Here is a 25,327-nt window from a genome sequence, read left to right as displayed (position 1 = left end):
ACCGTGGCAACAGAGGCACAACCCGCTTAGACTTTGACGGGTCAACATATTAACGATTTAACGATGCGAGAAGGACTCATGACGCAACAGCCGCAAATTAAATATCGCCACGATTACCGTGCGCCGGATTACACCATCACCGATATCGACCTGACTTTTGATCTTGATGCAGCTTCGACGCGCGTCACGGCGGTCAGTCAGGTGAAGCGTATTGGCGCTGCCGATGCGGAACTGCGTTTAGATGGCGAAGATCTCACGCTGGTATCGCTGGCGGTGGATGGCAATCCGTGGTCGCATTACCGCGAAGAAGAGGGCGCGTTGTTCATTAGCCAGTTACCGGACAACTTCACTCTGACCATCATTAATGACATTCATCCGGATAAAAACACCGCGCTGGAAGGGTTATACCAATCCGGCGATGCGCTTTGTACCCAATGTGAAGCCGAAGGTTTCCGCCATATTACGTGGTATCTCGATCGCCCAGACGTGCTGGCGCGCTTCACCACCACCATTATTGCCGATGCCGCGCGTTATCCTTATTTACTCTCCAACGGTAACAAGCTGGAGAGCGGTCGCCATGAAGATGGCCGCCATTGGGTGAAGTGGCAAGATCCGTTCCCGAAACCGTGCTACCTGTTTGCGCTGGTGGCGGGTGATTTCGACGTATTACGTGATAGCTTTACCACGCGTTCAGGCCGTGATGTGGCGCTGGAGATCTTTGTCGATCGCGGCAACTTTGATCGTGCTGATTGGGCGATGACCTCGCTGAAAGCCAGTATGAAGTGGGATGAAGAGCGCTTTAACCTTGAGTACGACCTCGACATCTTTATGATCGTCGCGGTGGATTTCTTCAATATGGGGGCGATGGAGAACAAAGGACTTAACGTCTTCAACTCTAAATATGTGCTGGCGAAAGCCGAAACTGCCACCGACAAAGATTACCTCGGCATTGAAGCGGTGATCGGTCACGAATATTTCCACAACTGGACCGGCAACCGCGTGACCTGCCGCGACTGGTTCCAGCTCAGCCTGAAAGAGGGGCTGACAGTATTCCGCGATCAGGAGTTCAGCTCCGATCTCGGTTCGCGCGCGGTGAACCGTATCGATAACGTACGTGTGATGCGCGGTGCGCAGTTCGCGGAAGACGCCAGCCCAATGGCGCATCCGATCCGTCCGGATCAGGTGATCGAAATGAACAACTTCTACACCTTAACGGTGTATGAGAAAGGGTCAGAAGTGATCCGCATGATGCACACCTTGCTGGGCGAAGAGAATTTCCAGAAAGGCATGCAACTCTATTTCGAGCGTCACGATGGCAGCGCCGCCACCTGCGATGATTTCGTGCAGGCGATGGAAGATGCCTCGAACGTCGATCTGTCGCAGTTCCGCCGCTGGTACAGCCAGGCGGGCACGCCAGTTCTGACGGTGCGCGATGACTACAATCCAGAGCTGGAACAGTACACGCTGCACGTCACCCAGCGCACGCCGGCCACCGCCGAGCAGAAAGAGAAGCTGCCGCTGCACATTCCGCTGGATATCGAACTGTACGATAACGAAGGCAAGGTGATCCCGCTGCAGCATAACGGTCATCCGGTGCATCACGTGCTGAACGTCACCGAAGAGTTCCAGACCTTTATTTTCGATAACGTTTACTTCCAGCCGGTGCCATCGCTGCTGCGTGAATTCTCTGCGCCCGTGAAGCTCGACTACAAATGGAGCGATGCGCAACTCACCTTCCTGATGCGCCACGCGCGTAATGACTTTGCGCGCTGGGATGCGGCGCAAAGCCTGCTGGCAACCTACATTCGCCTCAACGTCGCACGTCATCAGCAGGGCCAGCCGCTATCGCTGCCGCTGCATGTGGCAGATGCGTTCCGCGCTGTGCTGCTGGATGAGCAGGGCGATCCGGCGCTGAAAGCGTTGATTCTTTCGCTGCCGTCTGAGAATGAAATCGCTGAATTGTTTGATGTCATCGATCCGCTGGCGATCTCAGCAGTACGCGATGCGCTGGTGCGCACGCTGGCTAAAGAGCTGAGTGACGAATTCTTTGCGCTCTATCTGGCCAACCAAAGCAGCGAATACAAAATTGAGCACGCGGAGATTGGCAAGCGCACGCTGAAAAATGTCTGCCTCGGTTACCTGGCCTTCGCCGATGCGGCACAGGCGGACAAGCTGGTGCAGGCGCAATATCAGCAGGCAAACAACATGACCGATGCGTTAGCGGCGCTGTCTGCAGCGGTGGCGGCGAACCTGCCGTGCCGCGATACGCTGCTGGCGGCCTACGATGAGCGCTGGCATCAGGATGGTCTGGTGATGGATAAATGGTTTGTGCTGCAAGCCACCAGTCCAGCGGCGGACGTGCTGAGCAACGTGCGTGAGCTGCTGAATCACCGTTCGTTCACCATGGGCAACCCGAACCGTATCCGTTCACTGATTGGTGCGTTCGCGTCTGGTAATCCCGCGGCGTTCCACGCTAAAGATGGCAGCGGTTATCAGTTCCTGGTGGAGATGTTGACCGATCTCAACACGCGCAACCCGCAAGTGGCTGCACGCATGATCGAGCCGCTGATTCGCCTGAAACGCTACGATGCCGATCGTCAGGCGCTGATGCGTAAAGCGCTGGAAACGTTGCAAGGGCTGGATAAGCTGTCGGGCGATCTGTACGAGAAAATCACCAAGGCGTTAAACGCGTAAGAAAACCATGCGCAATAAATTGCGCCGCTACGAATAAATGTATGCATTTGTAGCGGCGCGATTTATCGCGCGTCTTTAATTAACTCTGCTGCGCAAACTTCAACGGCTGTTCTGACGAGCCGCGCTTCATCACCCGATCCAGCACTTCCGCTTCCAGCTCTGCCAGACGTGCCGATCCGCGACGGCGTGGGCGCGGTAAGTCGACGATCAAATCCAGGCCAATCTGGCCTTCCTCAATCAACAATACGCGATCGGCAATAGCCACCGCTTCGCTGACATCGTGCGTCACCAGCAGCACGGTGAAGTTATGCTGCTGCCACAGCGACTCAATCAATCCCTGCATTTCGATACGCGTCAACGCATCCAGCGCCCCGAGCGGCTCATCGAGCAGCAGCAAACCTGGGCGGTGAATCAGCGCACGCGCCAGCGCCACGCGCTGTTTCTGCCCGCCAGACAACGCGGCAGGCCACTCGTTGGCACGATCCGCCAATCCCACGGCTTCGAGTGCTTCCAGCGCGGCGGTGCGCCATTCGCGGCCTTTCAGTCCCAGTCCAACGTTATCAATCACCTTTTTCCACGGCAGTAAGCGTGAATCCTGGAACATCAAACGCGTATCTTCGCGTGCCTCGGATAACGGCGCATTACCCGCCAGCAACGCCCCGCGCGTGGTGGATTCCAGACCCGCCAGCAGACGCAGCAAGGTACTTTTCCCGCACCCACTGCGGCCGACGACGGCGACGAACTGCCCGGAGGGGATGTGCAGGTCGATATTATTCAGGATGGTACGATCGCCATATTGCTTGCTGACGCCATTCACGCCAACCGGTGTACCGCGATTTAAGCGCGCCGGATTTAGGGTTGCGTTGCTCATGCGTTCTCCTTCACTTGGTAAGCCGGATGCCAGCGCAGCCAGACGCGCTCCAGCAGTTGTGCCGCGACGTCGGCGAGTTTGCCGAGCAGGGCATAGAGAATGATGGCCACCACCACCACGTCGGTTTGCAGGAATTCACGGGCGTTCATCGCCAGATAACCAATGCCAGAGTTAGCGGAAATGGTTTCGGCGACAATCAGCGTAAGCCACATCAGGCCAAGGGCAAAACGTACGCCAACCATAATCGAAGGCAGCGCACCCGGCAGAATCACCTGAATGAACAGGCTCCAGCCAGACAAGCCGTAGCTGCGCGCCATCTCGACTAAACCCCGATCAATATTACGAATGCCGTGATAAGTATTCAGGTAAATCGGGAACAGCGTGCCCAGCGCCACGAGGAAAATCTTGGCGGATTCGTCGATGCCGAACCATAAAATCACCAGCGGAATCAGCGCCAGATGCGGCACGTTACGCAGCATCTGCACCGAGGTATCCAGCAAGCGTTCGCCGACGCGCGAGGTGCCGGTAATCAAACCCAGAATCAAACCAATCGAGCCACCAATAGAGAAACCGATGGCGGCACGCCAGCTGCTGATCGCCAGGTTTTGCCACAGTTCTCCGCTCACCGTCAGCTTCCAGAAGGTGATGAGGATGTTTTCCGGCGACGGCAAAATGCGCGTCGACAGCCAACCCACTTGCGATGCCAGTTGCCACAGCGCAATCAGCACCACCGGCAACACCCACGGCAATACAGCATTGGTCAGCCTGGTTTTAACGTTCGCCATCATCTGCTCCTTTAGCTCTGCGACACTTTTTGCGGCGTGAAATCGTTGGCCACCGCTTCACCGTGCGCTTGCACCACGCGCGGCTTCGGCACTTCCGGAATCGCCAAATCGAGGTGCGGGAACAGCAACTCACCTACGCGATAAGCCTCTTCCAGATGCGGATAGCCGGAGAGAATAAAGGTCTCGATGCCGAGATCCTGATACTCCTGCATGCGCGCCGCCACGGTTGGGCCATCGCCCACTAACGCGGTGCCTGCGCCGCCGCGCACCAGGCCGACACCGGCCCACAGATTCGGGCTGATCTCCAGCTTGTCGCGACGTCCACCGTGCAGTGCGGCCATGCGCTGCTGGCCTACCGAATCGGTGCGCGCAAACGCGGCCTGCGCTTTGGCAATGGTGGCATCGTCGAGATGGGCAATCAGGCGATCCGCCGCTTGCCACGCTTCTTCATTGGTTTCGCGCACAATCACGTGCAGACGAATCCCGAAGCGCACGGTGCGGCCTTGTGCCGCCGCTTTGGCGCGCACTTGCTCAATCTTCTCTTTAACTAACGCCGGCGGTTCGCCCCAGGTGAGATAGACATCGACCTGTTCAGCGGCCAGATCCTGTGCGGCATCTGATGATCCGCCAAACCACAGCGGCGGACGCGGTTCCTGCACCGCTTTAAACATCAGACGCGCACCGCGCACCTTCACATGCTTGCCTTCGTAATCGACGGTTTCGCCTTCGCTTACCCGCCGCCAGACGCGGGTAAACTCAGCGGACTCTTCATAGCGTTCACGGTGATCGAGGAACACGCCATCGCCGGCTAACTCTTCCGGATCGCCGCCGGTGACCAGATTAAACAGCGCGCGACCATTCGACAGACGATCCAGCGTGGCGGCCTGACGCGCCGCCTGCGTCGGTGAAATCACGCCCGGACGCAGTGCGACGAGGAAACGCAGACGCTGCGTAACCGGAATCAATGACGCCGCCACCAGCCAGGCATCTTCACAGGAGCGGCCGGTAGGGATCAGCACGCCGCCGAAGCCAAGGCGATCCGCTGCCTGCGCAATCTGTTGCAGGTAACCATGATCAACCGGGCGCGAACCTTCCGCGGTGCCAAGATAGTGGCCATCGCCGTGCGTCGGGAGAAACCAAAATACGGATACGCTCATGATTAATTTCCTTTAGGCTGGGCGGATTGTGGATGCCAGATGCGGTCAGCAATATTCACTTTTACCGGCATCAGATGATTGGCATAAAACAGATCGGCCGTTTGCTGTTGGGCCTGCGCGGTATGGGCGCTGACCGGCGTAATGGTGGTCGGTGGACGATGGTCGAGATAGCTGGCAATTACCGGTTTCGGTAAGCCCATCGCATTCGCCAGCAGATCGATACTCTGGTCGCGCTGGCTGCGCGTTAACGCATCGGCTTCGCTGAAGGTATTCAGGACCTGCTGCACAAAGGCGCCGTTCGCCTCGGTGTATTTGCGCGTGGCTAAATAGAAGGAGCCGGTTTGATTGAGTTTGCTGCCGTCGGCCAGCACGCGCACGTTGCCTTGCAGCAGCGCGGCAGAGTAGTAAGGATCCCAAATTGCCCAGGCATCAACATCACCTTGCTGAAACGCGGCGCGCGCATCGGCAGGCGTCAGATAGGTTGGCTGAATGTCTTTAAAGCTCAGTCCGGCCTGTTCCAGCGCACGCAGCAGCAGGTTGTGCGAGCTGGAGCCTTTCTGGAACGCCACTTTATGGCCTTTCAGTTCGGCCACGCTGTGAATTGGGCTGTCTTTCGGCACTAAAATCACTTCGGCTTGCGGCTTGGGTGGCTCCGAGCCGACATACAGCAGATCGGCACCTGCGGCCTGAGCAAACAGCGGCGGGATGTCGCCGGTGCTGCCCAAATCGATGCTATCGACGTTAAGCGCCTCGAGCATCTGCGGGCCCGCCGGGAATTCCACCCACTTTATGTTGGTGTGCGGGAAGCGCTGCTCCAGCAGCTTGTGGGTTTTCGCCAATACCATGCTCACCGAACCTTTCTGATAACCGATGCGCAACTGTTCAGGTGCGTCGGCGGCCTGCGCGCTCACGCTCAAGGTGAGCAGCGCCGCGACGGCTGGCATGAGTAAACCCGTCAATATCCTTTTCATCTCTCTTCCTTTATACCGCTTGTGCGTAAGGTGGGTGGCGACGATGCAGCGCGTGCCAGAAGGTATCCAGCGCTTCATCAATGCGTTGCGACAGCAGCGGATCGAGCAGCGGCTGGCGGTCGTAATCGGTAACCTGGCCGTCAGTGGCGAACACGCCGTGCAACACTTCCTGTGCCTTTAGCGCGTTGAGTACCGGCTTCAGCGCGTAGTCCACCGCCAGCAGATGTGAAGCACTGCCGCCGCTGGCCAGTGGCAACACCACTTTGTGTTCCAGCGCGCGCTCGGGCAGCAGATCGAGCAGGGTTTTCAGTGCGCCGGAAAACGAAGCCTTATAAATAGGCGTGGCGACAATTACGCCATCCGCCAGCGCCAAATCGGCTTTCAACGCGGCCAATGCGGGAGAATCGAAGCGTGCATAGAGCAAATCTTCAGGCTGGAAGTTGTGAATATTCCATGGAATCACTTCGACACCGCGTGCTTCCAGCGCGTGCTGGCACAGGCTCAGCAGCGCAGTAGAGCGTGAAGGGAAGCGAGGGCTGCCCGCCAGCGTAATAACCCGCATGGTCACTCCTTATAACTGAAAGTTATTGATTATCTGATATTCAGAACTGATGTGTTCAATACTGTCAGAGCAGGCAGCGAGGCTTAAATGATTTATCTGGTAATCCTAAGTCGCAAAATGGGATAGCCAGTGACATATAAATAGGGGATGAAAACGCAGGTTTCAGGCGCTTAGGTATAATCTGAAAAGCGAGGCTGCAAGGGTGCGGTTATATAAATCCTGCGGCCTCAGTGAATGACGTTAATGATTAAAGGGCGTAATGCATGGGTAAAACAGAGTAGTAACCAGAGAAATATATTTATACAGACCGCGCAGTTACCGATTGCATGCAGTGCTTGATATTGAAAGTTATGGAAAAAGATAAATAATTCTCCACTATTCACTCCCTCATGAATCGGATAAAACTGAGCATCAGTTGTTTATTTCCTAATTTACCGTGGTTTTTATTTCACGAAATTTATGTCTAAACGCGAATAAAGGTTAATAAAATACGCACTATTCAATCCGCTTGTTACAAGTCATGCAAATTTTCGCCGATCAACATCACACTTCATGTAGCCGCGCTGAACAATTAATTTCGTAAGTTACATGTTAATGCTAATCGTGGTTGGAATTACAATTCCAGGCCTGTTTATAATTGGTTGAGCTAATTTCCGCTAGAACACGATAACGATATTTCACTTATTTATTTACGCCCGCGTTTTGTGGCGTGAACTGCCGTTGCGGCAAACCAATTTATTTTTAGGGAGATATATATGGGTAGTTCTTCATTTGCTCAGGATTTAACTGAGCAGCGGGTCGCGCCTGCCACCTTCAATTGCATCTCACCTTCGCCTAACGCTGCAGAAGAGCTGGTATGTTACTGGCTGCAACCCGATGCTGCGGGATCGCATCTCACCTCGTCATTGCTGCCGACCTTTCCGCACAGCACGCCGGCTGAAGATGATTTCCTGCTGTTCAGCGCTGAGCGCAGCGCCTTGCCGGTCAGCCTGCTGCAGGACGTGGCAAAGCTCAGTGACCAGCGTCCCGAACTGAACTGTTTTGTGGTCTCACTGGCGAAGCGCGAGCTGGCGAACGGTTTACACTCTTCTCTGCAGCTGTTTCAGCAACTGCATGCGCAGCGCTGGTGGCAGCAGGGCGGCTTTGCGGTAATCTTGCGTGCTGGCCTGGCCCGCGCGGGAGGGCCGCTGACGCGTATTCAGGATGTGATGCTGGCCGGCTTACTGCATACGCAAACCGCGTGGGTGCTCGACTACGCCAGTGAAGCGTCGCTGACCACTAAAGCAGAGGCCTCGCCGCGCTTAACCTATCAGCAATTTATTACTGATTATGAAAAACTCACGCGTTTGTCACACTATATTCCGGAGCGAAACCGCTATCGGGAAAGTTATTTACGCAGCGGCTTATTACAATTAGTCCAGCACGAGTTAAGTGGTGCCGATAAATTCTCAGATAATACCCGCCATGCATTAACCTACTTTGCGGAAAACTTCCCGGCCAAGGGTGCAATGGAAAAACTTATGTTGAAACAACCTGACATCTATTTCTCTATGATGAAAATGAGAAAAAGGCTGGGCGCTTAGCACCAACGTTAATTTTAAGAATAACTCCGGTGTGCGCGTGAATACTTTTATGTCACGCTTAAGGCCACTGAGATAATCCCCAGATGCCAAAACACCTATGTCTATAAAACGTAACGCGATTGCCAACTATGTTGGTCAAATCTATCTGACGCTGTCAGGTATTTTGGTTGTACCACTTTATATTCAACACTTAGGAATGGAAGCCTACGGTTTAGTGGGCTTCTTTTCGATCTTATTAACCTGGCTGCAATTACTCGATGCCGGTGTTTCGACCACTTTGATGCGGGAAGCGGCGCGCTATCGTGCTAATCAGGCGGAATTTGTCTGGTTCCCGGCGCTGTTTGCCACGCTAACCAAATTCTTCCTGTTCTCCACGATTGTGCTGGTGGTATTGGGTTGGCTGGCGACGCCGTGGATTGCTACGCACTGGCTGGATGCGCGTCATCTTCCGGCGGGCGATGTGGTGATTGCCGTGGCGATTATGGTGATCACTGCCGCGATTCGCTGGCGCACCAGTCCGTATCGCAGCGTGATTGTGGGCTTCGAACATCAGGTGTGGCTGAACGGCGTCAACCTGATTATCACCACCTTGCGCACCTTTGGCGCGGTGCTGGTGATTCAATTCTTCTCTAATGCGGTATTGGCGTTCTTTGTCTGGCAGTTGCTGGTGTCGATTGCCGAAGCGGCCTGTTGTATCTACAAATCCTGCCAGCTGATCCCCAAAGCGGCGCGCAAAGAGAAGCGCGGCGATCTGAAAGAGGTGCTGAAACCTTTTATTCGTTTTGCGCTCAGCGCGGCATTTTCCAGTGCGGTGTGGACCTTTATTTCGCAAATTGACCGACTGGTGCTCTCCAAGACGCTGCCGCTAAGTGAATACGGTTCATTTACCGTGGTGGCTACCGCCGCGACCGGCATTCTGCTGCTGAGTAGCCCGATCATGCAGGCCATTGTGCCACGCATGACCGGCATGAAAACCCGCAAAGAGGGCGATGCGGAGTCCTTGAAACTTTACCGCTACACTACGCAGGCGGTGGCGATCTTTATGGCGCCGCTCAGTATCACCATCGCCTGTTACGCCGGCCCGCTGCTGTGGGCGTGGACGCAGAAAAGTCAGATTGTTGATGAGATGTCATTTGTCCTCAGCCTGTATGCGTTGGGCAGCGGCATTCAGGCCATCTGCGGTTTGCTCTATCACCTGCAATACATCAACGGCAACCTCAAGCTGCACATGAAAGGCTTCACCTGCTTTGCCGTGCTGCTGGTGCCGCTCAACATCTGGTGTGCCATTCACTACGGCGCACTCGGCACCGGTTGGCTGTGGCTGGGCCAAAACATCTTCTATCTGGTGGGCTGGGCGTGGCTGGTGCATCGCCGCTTTGCGCCGGGCATTCATTTCACCTGGTTAACCCGCGACGTGATGCTGATTTGGGCGGTTTCTGCCGTCGTCGCCTGGCTGAGCACCTTGCTGCCGATCGAGTGGAACCAAAATCGCTGGCTCAACCTGCTGTGGCTTGGCCTGATTGGCGCGTTCAACCTCGGCGTCTGCTGTCTGCTGCACAGTGTGGTGTTGAAGCGTCTTAGAATTCCGTTGTTTAACGTTGAGGAAAGAGGATGAGCATGATGTCATCTCACCGTATCCCTACGGTTTCGGTCATCATACCGAACTGGAATTGCGCGCCCTGGCTGCCAGAAGCGATGGGTTCATTGCTGCGTCAGTCATCGCCGCCGGAACAGATCATTGTTATCGACGATGGTTCCAGTGACAGCAGCGTAGCCTGGCTCACGGCGTTTGCGGCCCAGCATCCGCAGGTGATCCTGCTGAGCGGTGAGCGCGGCGGCGTCAGCGCCGCGCGTATGAAAGGGCTCTCTGTGGCAACCGGTGATTTTGTTTACTTCATGGATGCCGATGATTTTGTCTCCACCGATTTGTTCGCCGACTTCCGTCGCGTGCAGGCGCGCCATGAAGATATCGATCTGTTCTGCTTTGGCGCGAAAATGTTTTTTGATGTGCCTGCCGCGCAGCGCCACTATCAAACCATTCACCAGCGTCATGTCAGTGGATTGCTGCCCGGCGGCAGCACCAGTTTACGTACGCTGATGCAGCATCAGTCGGCGCATCGCGTCGTGTGGAGCAGCATTATTTCGCGTCGCTTGATTGATCAACTGGCGCTGCAGTTTCTGCCGATTCAAAACCATGAAGATGCGCCTTACATGTTTGCGCTCTATCTGCAGGCGCGTAACATTTATTGCACCAGCCAAAGCTACTACTACAAACGCTTTATGCTGACGTCGCTGTCGCAAAGCACGCGCGATTTTTCCTATGTGAAAAATTACTTTATTGCGCGTGAAAGCAGCGAACAGTTCCTGCGCGATCGGCATCTGCCGGTGGATGCAGCGTTGCTGGATAGCTATTACCAAACGGTGATGCACAGCTGCCTGGCGCAGATGCGCAAAAATCACATGGTGATCCCAACGGATTGGCAACCGCAGGTGAATCAGCTGGTGCGCAATGTATTGCAGCAAAGCGCGCGTCTGAAGCTGATGTGGTATTGCCCGACGATTTACAGTGGCTTGCAGGCGTGTCGCGAACAGCTTGGCCGCTATTCTGCACGACGCTGATAACGATCAAATTGTGATGCAGTAGAACAATTTACTTTTGCGCCAGCGCACCTTACCATTCTGGCGCACATTTTCCCGTGCACCCCGACTTCCCTGGTTTCCGTCATTGAGGAGAGTGCATGTTATATCCTATCGTCCGGCCAGCGCTGTTTAAGCTTGATCCTGAGCGTGCGCACGAACTCACCTTTCAACAACTGCGTTTTATTAGCGGCACCCCGCTGGAAGGGCTGATTCGCCAGTCGCTGCCATCACGTCCGGTTACCTGCATGGGATTAACCTTCCCGAACGCGCTCGGCTTAGCGGCCGGTCTCGATAAGAATGCCGAGTGCATTGATGCCTTCGGCGCGATGGGCTTTGGTTTTGTCGAAGTGGGAACGGTAACGCCGCTGGCGCAACCGGGAAATGATAAACCGCGTATGTTCCGCTTAGTGCCTGCCGAAGGGATTATTAACCGCATGGGGTTTAATAATCTCGGCGTTGATCATCTGATTGCCAACGTTAAAAAGTCGCGCTTTAAGGGCATTCTCGGCATCAATATTGGCAAAAATAAAGATACGCCGGTCGAGAAAGGCAAAGACGATTATCTGATCTGCATGGAAAAGGTATATGCCCACGCCGGTTATATCGCCATCAATATTTCGTCACCCAACACGCCAGGATTACGCACGCTGCAATATGGTGAAGCGCTGGACGATCTTCTTTCTGCCATCAAATTAAAACAGCAAGAACTACAAGCAAGGCACCTTAAATATGTGCCGGTGGCGGTAAAGATCGCGCCGGATCTGACTGAAGAAGAATTGATCCAGGTTGCCGACAGTTTGGTGCGCCACAATATTGATGGTGTGATTGCCACCAATACCACGCTTGATCGTTCGCTGGTGACCGGCCTTAAATACGCCGAAGAAATGGGCGGATTAAGTGGTCGTCCGGTGCAGTCACGCAGCACCGAAGTGATTCGCCGCCTGGCGCAAGAGCTGCAGGGCCGCTTACCTATTATCGGCGTCGGTGGTATTGATTCGCTGGTTTCTGCGCGTGAGAAAATTACCGCGGGTGCAACATTAGTGCAGATATACTCTGGATTTATTTATAAAGGCCCAGGCTTAATTAAAGATATCGTGACCCACCTCTAAGACATTTCCCACTTTACTGCGCCGAGGGGTTTATTTATCCCTTCGGCTCGTTTATATTTTGTCCTGCTGATGCATTTTTCAGCTTTTTCTCAGATTTATTTTTTTAATTAAGCGCCGTTTAGCGCAGCGATAAACCACAGGGCAGATCATGAAAATCAAACCTGATGACAACTGGCGTTGGTATTTCGACGCTGATCATGACCGCATGATGCTGGATTTAGCCGACGGCATGTTATTTCGCTCGCGCTTCTCGCGCAAAATGCTGACGCCTGATGCCTTTAATGTCAGCGGTTTTTGCGTTGATGACGCCGCGCTCTATTTTAGCTTTGAAGAACGTTGCCGTCAGAGTGGATTAAAAGGCGATCAGCGTGCGGAATTAGTGTTAAACGCGCTGGTGGCCAGTCGTTTTCTCAAACCCCTGATGCCAAAAAGCTGGCACTTCACGAATCATGCGCACAGCTGGCAGCCCGCTGCGGGCGATATGGTGGCGGTGACGCTGGCTGATAGCGGCGAACAGGCACAACTGTTTGTGGTTGAAAGCGGTGAAAATGCCGCGCTGTGCTTATTAGCGCAAAACGCGCTAACCGTGGCGGGTAAAGGTATGCAGTTGGGTGATGCGATTAAGATCATGAACGATCGTCTGCGTCCGCAGCAGCAGGAACAAACCGCCCACTTTGCGCGGGCGGTGTAATCGGCTTACGCCAGTTCGATATCGCCTGCCGGAATACAGCTGCAGCTTAAGATGGTACCATCCGCGCGCACCGCGCTTTTCTTCAGTGCTTTCACTTCACCCGCCACCAACGTCACTTTGCAGCTGCCACAAATCCCGGCGCGGCACGAGTAGGGAATGCGGAAACCCTGCATTTCCAGCTGTTCCAGCAGCACTTGCTGATTGTCGCCGCTAAAGCTCGAACCCTGATAATCGATGGTCACCGCGCTGCGGCTGCTGGCGGCTGGCGCCAGCGTTTCGACCACGACGCCCGCACCGTAAGCGCGTGGGGTTTGCTTCTCGATAATGGTCACCGCGTCGCCGACGCGAATAATGCCGCTATTAAGGGCGATCAAATTCAGGCCGAAATCGATATCGCCGCTGCCATCCTGCGCGCTGCGAAAACTCTGCAAGGTCGAGAGCGGTTCGCCATCAGGATGTTTACGGCCGCTTTCGGTACCGACGGTGGTAAACACGCAGCGGCTGCACGGTTTCGGCATCTCAAAGGTGATCTCGCCAATTTGCAGGCGTTTCCAGCTATCTTCTTCCCAGGCAGCCGCGCCGCTCACCACCAGATTGGGACGGAACTGCTCAACGCGCACGCTGGCCGGACAGCGCTGCTGCAGATCCTGCAACGAGGCCATATTCACCAGCAGGTAAGGAAAACCGTCGGCAAAGCTTAGCGGCACATGATCAAAACGCTTCACGCGGCGCGTCGGTTGCACGCCGGTCCAGCGCAGCTGCACCGGACGCGGGAAGAAGGTGCTTAACCAGCTGTTGATCGCGTCAGGTGCAACGCGCGCGGTGAAATGGTTGCCCCAGACTTCGGTGGGTGACTGCTCAGCGGTGAAATCAGCGAAGCGGATCAGCGCCTGCGAACCATCCGGTGCCTGCAGAAACAGCCCGTCCGGCAGCAGCGCCGGGGTAAAGCGCACCATTTCCGGAAACTGGCGGGCGGTCACGAACGTGCCGTCCCGTTCGGTCACCATAAAGATGCGATCAAAGCCCAGACCGCTTTCCAGCACCTGCGCATGTGACAGTTGCAGACCGCGCATAGATTTAACGGGATGGATGTAAAGGCGTGAAAGCGTAATCATCACCACTCCAAAAAAGGGGTCATAAGTTTTAAAGAAGCTAACTTTATGACATAGCACGCTGATTCGCTATAATGCGCAGCAATTTAAGCAAGAGTAAAAAGTGACGATATGAATTCTCTGTTTGCCAGTACGGCGCGTGGGCTCGAAGAGCTTTTGAAAAGTGAGCTAGACGCGCTGGGTGCGCAGGATTTGCAGGTGGTGCAGGGCGGCGTCCACTTCCAGGCCGACGACCATGTAATGTACCAAAGCCTGCTGTGGAGCCGTCTGGCTTCGCGCATTTTGCTGCCGCTGGGAGAATTTGGCGTCTGGAGCGATCTCGATCTTTACGTGGGTGCGCAAAGTATCCCGTGGACCGAGATGTTCGACAGCAACACCAGTTTTGCCATCCATTTTAGCGGCACCAACGAGGTGATCCGCAACAGCCAGTTCGGTGCGCTGCGCATTAAAGATGCCATCGTCGATAGTTTTACCCGCCAGAATCTGGAGCGCCCGAACGTTGATCGTGAACAACCGGGCATCCGCATCAATGCGTGGCTCAACAAAGATCGCGTCAGCATCGCGCTGGATCTAAGCGGTGATTCACTGCATCAGCGCGGCTATCGCCAGCAAACCGGCGCAGCGCCGCTAAAAGAAACCTTAGCGGCAGCCATCGTGATGCGTTCCGGTTGGCAGAGCAGCACGCCGTTGGTCGATCCGATGTGTGGTTCCGGTACGCTGCTGCTGGAAGCGGCGTTGATTGCCTGCGATCGCGCGCCTGGCCTGCTGCGTACCCATTGGGGCTTCAATCGCTGGAAGAAACACAATCAGGCTGCGTGGCAGGAAGTTCATGCTGCCGCGAAAGAGCGCGCACGCGTGGGTACCGCCGCTGCGACCGCCCGTTTCTTTGGCTACGATAATGACAGTCGCGTGCTGGAATCAGCGCGCGCCAACGCCCGTCGTGCAGGCGTGTTCGAGCTGTTCACCTTTGCGCAGCAGGATGTGATTAAGCTGAAGAATCCGCTGGCGGGCAAAGAGATTACCGGCACGGTATTGAGCAACCCGCCGTACGGTGAGCGTCTGGAAAGCGAACCGGCGCTGATTGCGCTGCACAGCCAGCTGGGCCGCATCATGAAGCAGCACTTCGGCGGCTGGAATCTGTCGCTGTTCAGCGCCTCGCCAGAGCTGCTGAGCTGCTTGCAATTGCGTGCCGATCGCCAGTTCAAAGCCAAAAATGGTCCGCTGGAGTGCGTGCAGAAAAACTATCAGCTGGCTGCGACCAGCGCAGAAGGCGGCGCGCAGATCGCTGAAGATTTTGCTAACCGCCTGCGCAAGAACCTGAAGAAGCTGGAGAAATGGGCGCGTCAGTCGAATATCGATTGCTATCGTCTGTATGACGCCGATCTGCCTGAGTACAACGTAGCGGTCGATCGTTACGCTGATTGGGTGGTGATTCAGGAGTATGCGCCGCCGAAAACCGTGGACGCCAACAAAGCGCGTCAGCGTCTGTTCGATGTGATCAGCGCTACGCTGAGCGTGCTGGAGATCCCGGCGAATCGTCTGGTAATGAAGACCCGCGAACGCCAGAAAGGCAAAAGCCAGTATCAAAAGCTGGGTGAGAAGGGCGATTTCTTCGAAGTGCAGGAATTTGATGCGCGCCTGCTGGTGAATCTCACCGATTATCTGGATACTGGTTTGTTCCTCGATCACCGTATCGCGCGCCAGATGCTGGGCAAAATGAGCGCAGGTAAAGATTTCCTCAATCTGTTTGCGTATACCGGCACCGCCAGCGTACACGCCGGTTTGGGTGGCGCGAAAACCACCACCACCGTGGATATGTCGCGTACTTATCTGGAGTGGGCCGAGCGCAACCTGCGCCTTAACGGTTTAACCGGCCGTAATCATCGCCTGTTGCACGCCGATTGCCTGAGCTGGTTGCGTGAGAGTGACGAACAGTTCGATTTGATCTTTATCGATCCGCCGACGTTTTCTAACTCTAAGCGCATGGAAGACGATTTCGACGTGCAGCGCGATCACATGATGCTGATGCAGAACCTGAAACGTTTGCTGCGTCGCGGTGGCACCATTATGTTCTCCAACAACAAGCGCGGCTTCAAAATGGATCTCGACGGCTTAGAACGTCTGGGTCTGCAGGCGCAGGAAATTACCCAAAAAACGCTGTCGCAGGATTTCGCGCGCAACCGTCAAATTCACAACTGCTGGCTGGTTAGCCACGCCGGTAAGGAATAAGTTTTATGTCACTGATCAGTATCCATGGCGCTTACCTCTCGTTCAGCGATGCGCCGCTGTTGGATAACACCGAACTGCATATCGAAGAGGGCGAACGCGTCTGTCTGGTTGGCCGTAACGGCGCCGGTAAATCGACGCTGATGAAAATCATCAACGGCGAACAGCCGCTGGATGACGGCCGCATCATTTATGAGCAGGATTTGGTGGTGGCGCGTCTGCAACAGGATCCGCCACGCAACATTACCGGTTCTGTTTATGACTTCGTTGCCGAAGGCGTGGCCGAGCAGGCGGAGCATCTCAAGGCTTATCACGCGATTTCCCATCTGGTGATGGAAGATCCGAGCGAGAAGAACCTGAACGAGATGGGTCGTTTGCAAACCATCCTTGACCATCAGAATCTGTGGCAGCTGGATAGCCGCATCAACGATGTGCTGCAGCAGATTGGTCTGGATGCGGATACCGAGTTGTCTTCGCTGTCTGGCGGCTGGCTGCGTAAAGCGGCGTTGGGCCGCGCGCTGGTGAGCAACCCGCGCGTACTGATGCTCGACGAACCGACCAACCACCTTGATATCGAAACCATTGATTGGCTGGAAACGTTCCTCAAGACATTCACCGGCAGCATCATCTTCATTTCGCATGACCGTTCGTTTATTCGCAACATGGCGACGCGCATTGTCGATCTTGATCGCGGCAAGCTGGTTTCCTGGCCGGGCAACTACGATCTGTTCCTGACCGGCAAAGAAGAAGCGCTGCGTGTCGAAGAGATGCAGAACGCCGAGTTTGACCGCAAGCTGGCGCAGGAAGAAGTGTGGATCCGTCAGGGCATCAAAGCGCGCCGCACGCGTAACGAAGGCCGTGTACGTGCCTTGAAAGCGCTGCGTAACGAGCGCTCTGCACGTCGTGAAGTGATGGGCAAAGCCAATATGCAAGTCGGCGAAGCGGCACGTTCAGGCAAAATCGTGTTTGAGATGGAAGATGTCAATTACAGCGTGGGTGGCAAAACCCTGGTGAAAGACTTCTCTACTCAGGTGCAGCGCGGCGACAAAATCGCCCTGATTGGCCCTAACGGTTGCGGTAAAACCACCTTGCTGCGTTTGATGCTGGATCAGCTGAAAGCCGACAGCGGCCGCGTGCATTGCGGTACCAAGCTGGAAATCGCTTACTTCGATCAGCACCGCGCTGAGCTGGATCCGGATCGTACCGTGATGGATAACCTCGCTGAAGGTAAGCAGGAAGTGATGGTTAACGGCAAACCGCGCCACGTGCTCGGTTACCTGCAGGACTTCCTGTTCCATCCGAAACGCGCCATGACGCCGGTGCGCGCCTTGTCCGGCGGTGAGCGTAACCGCCTGCTGCTGGCGCGTCTGTTCCTCAAGCCAAGCAACCTGCTGATTCTCGATGAACCGACCAACGACCTCGACGTCGAAACGCTGGAATTGCTGGAAGAGCTGGTGGATGGTTATCAGGGCACCGTGATGCTGGTGAGCCACGACCGTCAATTCGTCGACAACACCGTGACCGAGTGCTGGATCTTTGAAGGCAACGGCGAAATCGGCACCTTTGTCGGTGGCTATCACGATGCTCAGCAGCAGCGCGCAGCCTATAAGCAGGGCAAAGCCTCGCAGGCTAAACCGGCTACACCGGTGAAAACCGCTGAGAAAAGTGACTCCGCCAAACGTCCGGCCAACAAGCTAAGCTATAACCTGGCACGTGAGCTGGAACAGCTGCCACAAAAACTGGAGCAGCTGGAAACCCGCATCGGTGAGTTGCAGGCTAAAATGAGTCATCCAGATTTCTTCAGCCAGCCACACGATAAAACCCAGCCGGTTCTGGATGCGTTAGCGCAAACCGAGCAGGAGCTGGAAGTGGCGTTCGAACGCTGGGAAGAGCTGGAAGCACTGAAAAACGGCGCGTAATCGGAAGGAGTCAGCATGTGTGCAGCGGATCAAGCGCATCAGTGGAGTCTTTGTCCACAGTGTGATTTAACAGTAAAGCTGCCCGCTGTACCGGTTGGCAGCCGTGCGCGTTGCCCGCGTTGTCACACCACGCTGCAAGCCAACTGGCAGGAGCCGCGTCGACGTCCGACCGGCTACGCCTTTTCGGCGCTGTTTATGCTGGTGCTGGCCAATCTGTTTCCTTTCATCAATATGCACGTCGCGGGATTGAGCAGCCAGATATCGCTGCTGGAAATCCCCCAGGTGATGGATCGCGAAGATTACCGCAGCCTGGCAACGCTGTTTCTGCTGTTTGTGCAGGGCATTCCTGCCTTCTGCATGATCACCATTATTCTGCTGGTCAATAACGTCCGCATGCCGCACAACCTGCGGCTTGGGTTGGCGCGCGTGCTGTTTCAGCTGCGTAGCTGGGGCATGGCGGAAATTTTTATGGCTGGCGTGCTGGTCAGTTTCGTTAAGCTGATGGCGTATGGTGAGATTGGCCTCGGCAGCAGTTTTTGGCCGTGGTGTCTGTTCTGCGTGTTGCAATTGCGCGCTTTTCAATGTGTTGATCGCCGTTGGGTGTGGCACCGCATCAATCCGTTACCGCCGCTGCCGAAAACGCCGCTGGCCGGTGTTAGCGGCCTGAAGCAAGGTTTGCGTAGCTGTCCGTGTTGTACCGCGATTCTGCCCGCTGACCAACTGGCGTGCCCGCGTTGTGGTGTGAAGGCGCATGCGCGCCGCAAGCACAGTCTGCAGTGGACGCTGGCGCTGCTGATCACCTCGGTGATGCTCTATATTCCCTCGAATATTATGCCGATCATGGTGACCGAAACGCTCGGTTCGCAATATCCTTCGAACATTATGGCCGGGGTAATTTTGTTGTGGAGCGACGGTTCGTGGCCGGTGGCGCTGGTGATCTTCATCGCCAGTATCATGGTGCCTTCGCTGAAAATGCTGGCGATTGCCTGGCTGTGCTGGCACGGCAGCGGACGCGGTGGGCGCGATGATGAAAAGATGCACGTGGTTTATGAGGTGGTTGAATTCGTTGGCCGTTGGTCAATGATTGATGTGTTTGTAATCGCCGTTCTCTCTGCGCTGGTGCGGATGGGTCGGCTGATGAGCGTGTATCCTGCGCCGGGCGCGCTGCTGTTTGCCATGGTGGTCATCCTCACCATGTTTGCCGCAATGACCTTTGATCCGCGCCTGCTGTGGGATCGACAACGAGAAACTGAACGTAAGGAGCCGCGTCTTGACGGACAACCATCACGGGACTGCTAAGGTCGACCAGATTAAACGCTGGTCGCCGGTCTGGATTGTACCTATTGTCACGCTGTTAATCGGCGGATGGATTCTTTTTTATCACTTCAGCCATCAGGGCCCGGAAGTGACGCTGATTACCGAAAATGCGGAAGGCATCGAAGCCGGCAAAACCACCATTAAGAGCCGCAGCGTCAACGTCGGTGTGGTGGAAAGCGCGGTTCTGACCGACGATTTGCACCATGTAGAGATTAAAGCGCGTCTTAATTCGGGCATGGAAAAGTTGCTACAGGGCGACAGCGCATTTTGGGTGGTGAAACCGCAAATTGGTCGCGAAGGCATTACCGGATTGGGCACGCTGCTTTCCGGTGCCTATATCGAGCTGCAGCCGGGCGCGAAGGGCGATAAGCCGGAACGTTATCAACTGCTGGATGCACCGCCGCTGGCGCCGCCGGATGCCAAAGGCATTCGCATAACGCTCGACAGCAAAAAAGCCGGTCAGCTTAATGCGGGCGATCCGGTGCTGTTCCGCGGTTATCGCGTAGGTTCAGTGGAAACCAGCAACTTTGATACCGATAAACGCATGATGACTTATCAGCTGTTTATCTCGGCGCCTTACGATCGCCTGATCACCACCAACGTGCGTTTCTGGAAAGACAGCGGCATTGCCGTCGATATGTCTGCATCAGGCATGCGCGTAGAGATGGGATCGCTCACTACGCTATTCAGCGGCGGCGTCAGCTTTGATGTGCCGGACGGCGCTGAGCTGGGCCGGGCGGCGGAGAACAAGGCGGAATACCATCTGTACGACGATCAGCGCAGCATCCAGGATTCGCTCTACAGTGCTCATACCGATTTCCTGCTGTTCTTCACCGATTCAATTCGCGGCTTGCAGGTTGGCGCACCGGTTGAGTTCCGCGGCATTCGTTTGGGTACGGTGTCACAAGTGCCTTATATGATTCCGGGCGTGAATCAGGCGCTGAATACGGATTATCGTGTGCCGGTGCTGATTCGCATTGAGCCGGATCGGTTTGTTAATCGCCTGGGCGGAGATTTCAATCTTGAGCAGCATCTGCAGGATGGCAAAAAACGCGGTCTGCGTGCGACGCTGAAAACCGGCAACCTGCTGTCTGGCGCGCTATTTATCGACCTCGATTTCTACGATAACGCACCGGCGTATCAAGGCCCGAATCAGGTGGCTGGCCTGGAAGTGATTCCAACCGTCAGCGGCGGCCTGGCGCAGATTCAGCAGAAACTGATGGCGGCGCTGGATAAGATCAACGGCTTGCCACTTAATCCAGTACTGAATGAAGCCACAGGTACCTTGAAAGAGAGCCAGCGCACCCTGCAGCGGTTGCAGAAAACGCTGGATAACCTTAATCAGGTCACGGCGAATCCGGCGATGAAAACCCTGCCTTCAGACATGCAGCAAACCTTGCGCGAACTGAACCGCAGCATGAAAGGGCTGCAGCCAGGTTCACCGGCTTACAGCAAGCTGGTGGGCGATATGCAGCGGCTTGATCAGGTACTGCGAGAACTGCAGCCGGTGCTGAAAACGCTGAACAGCAAAAGTAACGCGCTGGTGTTTGAGGCCAAGCCGGGCCAGGATCCACAGCCAAAGAGGGCGAAACAGTGAAAAAAGGGCTAATTATCGGGGCGCTGTTGCTGCTGGCAGGCTGCAGCAGCACCATTGAAAATACCTATTATCAGCTGCCTGCGGGCAGCAATGTGGCGCGCGTTGAAAGTGCCGCGGGCACTGGCCAACCGATGATTTGGGTTGAGCAAGTAACTGTACCGGATTACATGGCGGGCAACGGCCTGGTCTATCAGACCAGCGATGTGAAGTACGTGATTGCAGCCAATAACCTGTGGGCCAGTCCGCTCGATCAACAGCTGCAGCAAACGTTGATCAGTAATCTCAGTAAAGCGCTACCTGGCCGCCTGGTTGCCGGTGCGCCGCTGGGCGATACGCACGATACGCTGTCGGTAAACGTTACCGGTTTCCAGGGACGCTACGATGGACAAGTGGTGGTGAGTGGCGAATGGTTACTGCAGCATCAAGGACGCCTAATCAAACATGGCTTTAATCTGACGCTGCCGCAAACCGAAGATGGCTATGATGCGCTGGTACGTACTCTGGCTCTCGGCTGGCAGCAAACCGCACAACAAATCGCAAATAGTGTCGTTTCGCTAAATTAAGATTTGTTCGATGCTTATGCTAAGTCCTTGATTTACTGTAGTGTGATCGCAGTCAAATCAGGGGCTTTTTTTATTGCCTAATCAGCCAGATAGACGATCAACTGACAATTCTACATGGCACTTTAACGTCAAAAACATGACATTGGCGTGAATTTTGCGCATTGACCTTTCTTCGGCATCGGGTTAGAACATTACTGTGGTTGAACATTATATCGCCACTCTTTCTTTCCACCCAGATTCCACCAGACCTGAAATGAGGGAAACGAGGCATGAAGAGACAGAAGAGAGACCGCCTGGAACGAGCACATTCACGAGGCTACCAAGCCGGTATTACGGGCCGCTCGAAAGAGATATGCCCTTATCAATTGATCGATGCACGGTCTCACTGGTTGGGAGGTTGGCGTCAAGCCATGGAGGACAGGTCAGCGGTGGCCTAGCACTGCTGGATGTCTAACATTATGGAAGAAACCTCCGCTGCGTGCGGAGGTTTTCATTTGGAAGGATTAGAAAGCTGAGGTGTCTTTGAACAGACCCACTTTCAAATCGGTCGCAGAGTAAATCAGGTTCCCGTCAACGAAGACTTCGCCATCTGCCACGCCCATCACCAGTTTACGGTTAATCACACGTTTGAAGTGAATTTTATAGGTCACTTTTTTGGCGGTAGGCAGGACTTGTCCAGTGAACTTCACTTCACCCACGCCCAACGCGCGGCCTTTACCTTCTGCGCCCAGCCAGCCGAGGTAGAAACCTACCAGCTGCCACATCGCATCGAGGCCGAGGCAACCCGGCATTACCGGATCGCCAATGAAGTGGCAGTCAAAGAACCACAGGTCAGGGCGGATATCCAGTTCGGCTTCGACGAAACCTTTATCGAATTTACCGCCGTCTTCGGTCATTTTGACCACGCGGTCCATCATCAACATGTTGTTGGATGGAAGCGGCGGTCCATTTTCGCCAAACAGTTCGCCGCGACCCGAGGCAATCAGGTCTTCTTTACTATAGGATTCGCGTTTATCTACCATGTTCTCAATATGCCTTCTTTTAGTGAAGCCCGAATATTAGCGAACAGTTGTACGCTGAGCAATGTTATCAGCTGTGGTTGAACCAGTTGAGCCAACGTAGTGGCCACGGACGCAGGCGAGCTTCCTGCTGGTTCAGCTGGGTAATACGTTCCTGAATGGTGCTAAGCAGAGATTCGCCGCTTTCACTCTGCCAGGCAATGCCGGTCAGCAGCGGCAACGCTTCATCTACGCTCTCAATGGCCCAAAGATGGAATTGTCCGGCCTTAACCGCTTCCACAACATCCTGATTCAGACTGAGATGGCGCGCGTTACTGGCAGGGAAAATGACACCTTGCTTGCCGGTCAATTCACGTGAATGACAGATTTGGAAGAAGCCTTCAATTTTTTCGTTCAGGCCGCCGACGGGCTGCACGTTACCAAACTGATCAACTGAGCCGGTCACCGCAATCTGCTGGTTAACCGGCTGATTAGCCAGCGCACTGATTAACGCACAGAGTTCGGCCAGCGAGGCGCTGTCGCCATCCACTTCGGAATAGGATTGTTCAAATACCAGTGAAGCGGAGAAGGGCAGCTGTTGCTCTAGTTCCAGCTCGGCAATCAGGTAGGCTTGCATAATCATCATGCCTTTCGCATGAATGTTGCCACCTAATTCGGCTTTGCGCTCCACATCGGTGAACTCGCCATCGCCCGGGTGTACCACACAGGTAATGCGCGAAGGTTCTCCCCACGGACGCGGATGGCCTGGGAACTCAACCACCGAAAGGCCGTTAATTTGCCCAACCACTTCGCCTTCGGTTTCAATCATGATCTGATTAAGCAGGATTTCATCACGCATGCGATCGGCGAGGAAGCCTTCACGCCATTGGCGCGCTTCCAGCGCTTCTTTCAACGCTTCGCCATTGATGCTGTCGCCATGCAGCGCCGCTTCTTGCAGCTGGCGACGCAGCCAGCGCGGGCAAAGCGGCAACGTGTCTTGATCACCGGTCATGCGTGCTGCTTCGGTGATCAACAATGGCCAGAAATCGGCTTCAGGCTGCGCTAATCCGGCTTGTTCGGCTTGCGTTAGCGTCCACTGGCACCATGACGTCATGTCATCTTCGTCGAGAATTTGTAAGCTCTCTTCGAATTCGCTATACAGCGCCATCTCATGAACTTCGACGTCCATTTCCTGGAAGGCGGCCAGTGCATCACGGTCGCCACACAGTACCAGACGCAGTTGCAACGGTAGCGGGGGAATGGCGACGGGCAATGGTTGACGCTCATCCTGTGAATACCAATCGAAGCGACCTTGCTCAATACACTTACGCAAACGCAGCCACAGCAGCGGCTGTGCCAGTAAAGTGTTGACCGCAAGAATCAACGTACCGCCATTGGCGCGATGCAGTAAGCCCGGTTCAGGCTGCACACGGTCTTTATATTGACGTACGCAACCGAACAACTGTTCAGCTTCAATCCAGTCGGCGAAATGCACGCCGCCCTGGCTGGTGAAGGGGCGATTGATATCGGTTGGCGGTAGAAGACTGACGGTATCGCCCATCACATGATAGTCGCCACCGTAAAGAGAAATTTCATCCGGCTGGAAACGTTGCGCCGCATCGGCGATGCAGGCCAGGTAATCGCTGTTTTCCTGACTGCGTAACAGCAGCAGCGGAAAACCCAGGGTTTGATGATGCAAATGCGCCAGCGCATTCAGCAGACGCGGCTGAACCGCGGCAAGACTATCGCAATCTTCCAGTGAGACGTTCGAGAAAATGGATTGGTAGCGGTCGCTATCCGGCTGCAGGGCTTGCCACGTAATTTGAGTGCTGGTCAAAATATTCGCATTAGTCTGATTTAGGAAAAGCGCGATTATACAGGAATCAACCTGGTTAATCACGGCGGAGTTCCGGCCCGGATTGTGACGGCTGCAACATGTTTTTCCTTGCTGCATCCAGGAAAAAAGCTGTTATTCTTAGTTTGTTACGTGATCACGATGAGATTCCGATGAAATACCAGCAACTCGAAAATCTTGAAAGTGGATGGAAGTGGAAATACCTGGTGAAAAAGCATCGGGAGGGTGAACTGATCACCCGTCATCTTGAGCTTAGTGCGGCGCAAGCTGCGGTCGATACGTTGTTGTCGATGGAAAACAGCCCGGTTGAGGTTAACGAGTGGATCGCCCAGCACATTCATCCAGATTTGGAGAATCGTCTCAAGCAGACAATACGTGCACGTCGTAAACGTCACTTTAATGCTGAGCATCAGCACACGCGTAAGAAATCGATCGATCTGGAATATCTGGTGTGGCAGCGTCTGGCAGGATTGGCGCAGCGTCGCAGTAATACGCTGTCAGAAACCATAGTTCAGTTAATTGAAGATGCTGAACGCAAAGAGAAGTACGCCAGCCAGATGTCTACGCTGAAGCAAGATCTGCAGGCGATCCTCGGAAATGGTGGCTCGGAAAAAGAGTAGAATCCTTTTCGTTCTCATTACATTCAGCCATAAAAAAACCCCGCCTTAGCGGGGTTT

Annotated in this window: 21 protein-coding genes; 13 read left to right on the top strand and 8 right to left on the bottom strand. The window is 54.8% G+C overall.

What is annotated here, in order from left to right; genetic code table 11:
• The first annotated feature begins 78 nt into the window (after nt 1–78).
• Nucleotides 79–2,694 carry an aminopeptidase N gene (gene pepN / locus KVT28_RS05125; RefSeq protein ID WP_217547059.1) on the top strand — a complete coding sequence of 872 codons (2,616 nt, stop codon included), beginning with the start codon at nt 79–81 and terminating at the stop codon, nt 2,692–2,694.
• Nucleotides 2,695–2,773: 79 nt separating this feature from the next.
• Here the strand turns inward: pepN and ssuB are convergent, their stop codons facing one another.
• Genes ssuB through ssuE form a run of 5 tightly spaced genes read right to left on the bottom strand, consistent with a single transcriptional unit; the run spans nt 2,774 to nt 7,040 of the window.
• Nucleotides 2,774–3,565 carry an aliphatic sulfonates ABC transporter ATP-binding protein gene (ssuB, locus tag KVT28_RS05120; RefSeq protein ID WP_192234391.1) on the bottom strand — a complete coding sequence of 264 codons (792 nt, stop codon included), beginning with the start codon at nt 3,563–3,565 and terminating at the stop codon, nt 2,774–2,776.
• Nucleotides 3,562–4,350 (bottom strand): aliphatic sulfonate ABC transporter permease SsuC, encoded by a 789-nt coding sequence (ssuC, locus tag KVT28_RS05115; RefSeq protein WP_101760938.1) that lies wholly within the window; start codon nt 4,348–4,350, stop codon nt 3,562–3,564. Before ssuC ends, ssuB begins: the two co-directional genes overlap by 4 nt.
• 11 nt (nt 4,351–4,361) lie before the next feature.
• Nucleotides 4,362–5,507, bottom strand: a complete 1,146-nt coding sequence (ssuD, locus tag KVT28_RS05110; RefSeq protein ID WP_008102354.1) for an FMNH2-dependent alkanesulfonate monooxygenase — start codon at nt 5,505–5,507, stop codon at nt 4,362–4,364.
• A gap of 2 nt (nt 5,508–5,509) precedes the next feature.
• Nucleotides 5,510–6,478, bottom strand: a complete 969-nt coding sequence (locus KVT28_RS05105; protein ID WP_137385505.1) for a sulfonate ABC transporter substrate-binding protein — start codon at nt 6,476–6,478, stop codon at nt 5,510–5,512.
• Nucleotides 6,479–6,488: 10 nt separating this feature from the next.
• Nucleotides 6,489–7,040, bottom strand: a complete 552-nt coding sequence (gene ssuE / locus KVT28_RS05100) for an NADPH-dependent FMN reductase (RefSeq protein ID WP_101760936.1) — start codon at nt 7,038–7,040, stop codon at nt 6,489–6,491.
• Between the two features lie 755 nt (nt 7,041–7,795).
• Between ssuE and KVT28_RS05095 the strand changes: the two genes are divergently transcribed.
• From KVT28_RS05095 to KVT28_RS05075, 5 genes are all read left to right on the top strand, one after another.
• Nucleotides 7,796–8,623, top strand: a complete 828-nt coding sequence (locus KVT28_RS05095; RefSeq protein WP_217547056.1) for a hypothetical protein — start codon at nt 7,796–7,798, stop codon at nt 8,621–8,623.
• Between the two features lie 97 nt (nt 8,624–8,720).
• Nucleotides 8,721–10,238 (top strand): lipopolysaccharide biosynthesis protein, encoded by a 1,518-nt coding sequence (locus KVT28_RS05090; RefSeq protein ID WP_217547054.1) that lies wholly within the window; start codon nt 8,721–8,723, stop codon nt 10,236–10,238.
• 2 nt (nt 10,239–10,240) lie between these two features.
• Nucleotides 10,241–11,242: a glycosyltransferase gene (locus tag KVT28_RS05085; RefSeq protein ID WP_254633438.1), complete on the top strand. Its 1,002-nt coding sequence runs from the start codon at nt 10,241–10,243 to the stop codon at nt 11,240–11,242.
• A gap of 119 nt (nt 11,243–11,361) precedes the next feature.
• Nucleotides 11,362–12,372 (top strand): quinone-dependent dihydroorotate dehydrogenase, encoded by a 1,011-nt coding sequence (gene pyrD / locus KVT28_RS05080; protein WP_210080565.1) that lies wholly within the window; start codon nt 11,362–11,364, stop codon nt 12,370–12,372.
• 148 nt (nt 12,373–12,520) lie between these two features.
• The gene (locus KVT28_RS05075; RefSeq protein ID WP_101760931.1) at nt 12,521–13,063 is read left to right on the top strand and encodes a cell division protein ZapC; all 543 of its coding nucleotides are present in this window, start codon (nt 12,521–12,523) and stop codon (nt 13,061–13,063) included.
• A gap of 5 nt (nt 13,064–13,068) precedes the next feature.
• Here KVT28_RS05075 and KVT28_RS05070 read toward each other — a convergent pair whose 3' ends face one another.
• Nucleotides 13,069–14,178, bottom strand: coding sequence for a YcbX family protein (locus tag KVT28_RS05070; RefSeq protein ID WP_217547049.1), 1,110 nt, complete (start codon nt 14,176–14,178; stop codon nt 13,069–13,071).
• 108 nt (nt 14,179–14,286) lie between these two features.
• Between KVT28_RS05070 and rlmKL the strand changes: the two genes are divergently transcribed.
• The 6 genes from rlmKL to rmf all read left to right on the top strand — a co-directional run bounded on the left by rlmKL (nt 14,287) and on the right by rmf (nt 22,234).
• Nucleotides 14,287–16,404, top strand: a complete 2,118-nt coding sequence (gene rlmKL, locus KVT28_RS05065; protein WP_217547046.1) for a bifunctional 23S rRNA (guanine(2069)-N(7))-methyltransferase RlmK/23S rRNA (guanine(2445)-N(2))-methyltransferase RlmL — start codon at nt 14,287–14,289, stop codon at nt 16,402–16,404.
• Between the two features lie 5 nt (nt 16,405–16,409).
• Nucleotides 16,410–18,320 carry an ABC transporter ATP-binding protein gene (locus KVT28_RS05060; RefSeq protein WP_217547044.1) on the top strand — a complete coding sequence of 637 codons (1,911 nt, stop codon included), beginning with the start codon at nt 16,410–16,412 and terminating at the stop codon, nt 18,318–18,320.
• Nucleotides 18,321–18,335: 15 nt separating this feature from the next.
• Complete coding sequence (pqiA, locus tag KVT28_RS05055) at nt 18,336–19,619, top strand: membrane integrity-associated transporter subunit PqiA (protein ID WP_110865866.1); 1,284 nt, start codon at nt 18,336–18,338, stop codon at nt 19,617–19,619.
• Nucleotides 19,591–21,234 carry an intermembrane transport protein PqiB gene (pqiB, locus tag KVT28_RS05050; RefSeq protein ID WP_101760926.1) on the top strand — a complete coding sequence of 548 codons (1,644 nt, stop codon included), beginning with the start codon at nt 19,591–19,593 and terminating at the stop codon, nt 21,232–21,234. The genes pqiA and pqiB overlap by 29 nt, the downstream gene beginning before the upstream one ends.
• A complete protein-coding gene (pqiC, locus tag KVT28_RS05045) occupies nt 21,231–21,797 on the top strand; it encodes a membrane integrity-associated transporter subunit PqiC (protein WP_101760925.1) in 567 nt (188 codons plus the stop codon). The genes pqiB and pqiC overlap by 4 nt, the downstream gene beginning before the upstream one ends.
• A 269-nt stretch (nt 21,798–22,066) precedes the next feature.
• The gene (gene rmf / locus KVT28_RS05040) at nt 22,067–22,234 is read left to right on the top strand and encodes a ribosome modulation factor (protein ID WP_071531634.1); all 168 of its coding nucleotides are present in this window, start codon (nt 22,067–22,069) and stop codon (nt 22,232–22,234) included.
• 66 nt (nt 22,235–22,300) lie between these two features.
• Here the strand turns inward: rmf and fabA are convergent, their stop codons facing one another.
• Both fabA and KVT28_RS05030 read right to left on the bottom strand, forming a co-directional pair.
• On the bottom strand, nt 22,301–22,819 hold the full coding sequence (fabA, locus tag KVT28_RS05035) for a bifunctional 3-hydroxydecanoyl-ACP dehydratase/trans-2-decenoyl-ACP isomerase (protein ID WP_101760924.1): 519 nt from the start codon (nt 22,817–22,819) through the stop codon (nt 22,301–22,303).
• 67 nt (nt 22,820–22,886) lie between these two features.
• Nucleotides 22,887–24,749, bottom strand: coding sequence for a Lon protease family protein (locus KVT28_RS05030; protein ID WP_137385516.1), 1,863 nt, complete (start codon nt 24,747–24,749; stop codon nt 22,887–22,889).
• Nucleotides 24,750–24,802: 53 nt separating this feature from the next.
• Between KVT28_RS05030 and matP the strand changes: the two genes are divergently transcribed.
• Complete coding sequence (gene matP / locus KVT28_RS05025; protein ID WP_008101445.1) at nt 24,803–25,270, top strand: macrodomain Ter protein MatP; 468 nt, start codon at nt 24,803–24,805, stop codon at nt 25,268–25,270.
• The last annotated feature ends 57 nt before the right edge of the window (nt 25,271–25,327 follow it).

This window comes from Pantoea sp. GbtcB22 (genome assembly GCF_019091025.1).
Classification (GTDB): domain Bacteria; phylum Pseudomonadota; class Gammaproteobacteria; order Enterobacterales; family Enterobacteriaceae; genus Pantoea; species Pantoea leporis.
The sequence above is the reverse complement of the archived record's forward strand: the minus strand, read 5'-3'. Positions and strand labels throughout refer to the sequence as shown.